The 565-nt window shown below is 32.4% G+C and carries 1 protein-coding gene; it reads left to right on the forward strand.

Going from position 1 to position 565, the window contains the following annotated elements:
- Window positions 1–384: 384 nt before the first annotated feature.
- The coding region (locus tag ACFIQE_RS11320; protein WP_375707792.1) for a hypothetical protein at window positions 385–565 on the forward strand (181 nt) is incomplete at its 3' end.

Consider the following 565-nt stretch of genomic DNA (forward strand, 5'->3'; position numbering starts at 1 on the left):
CATAAACCCTAGCATTTTCATAAACGTGACCATTTTTAAACACAAGAGCCTCATCATAGTCCCAGCAATTGCCCTCATGAGAGAGGTTATCTTCCTTTTCAATAAAGCCGCCTAAGGTACCTGTTTTGATATCAGAAAAATCTTTTAATGCTTTAATAATGAATTCAATTAAATCCATTTAGAATAAATAGCGAGTATCAGAAGAGGTAAAGTCATTCAAAAGCGGATAAATTTTTTTCAAAAGGTTTTTTAAATGCTGTTTATCCACAGCCTATGAGAGAGATCAGATCAGCAAAATAGTGAAATCTGCTATTCGTTTTATGAAAAAAAGACAAATGCACTATGTGCTTTAAAATATCAGAATGAGTATTTTGAAGAATTTTATTGCGAATTTTGCTTATAGGTTTTGAAGGTTTCTCAAAATACTCAAAACCTTCAAAACTTACAGATAAGGCGTTCTTTGAAGGTTCACTCTATGAATGCAAGGGGATATGGTTGAGCAAATTTATCCTTTATATTTATGGGGATATTGATGTATTAACCATTGACGGGCTAAACAGTTTTG

The sequence above is a fragment of the Bartonella sp. AA1HLJMS genome, from assembly GCF_042197445.1.
Classification (GTDB): domain Bacteria; phylum Pseudomonadota; class Alphaproteobacteria; order Rhizobiales; family Rhizobiaceae; genus Bartonella.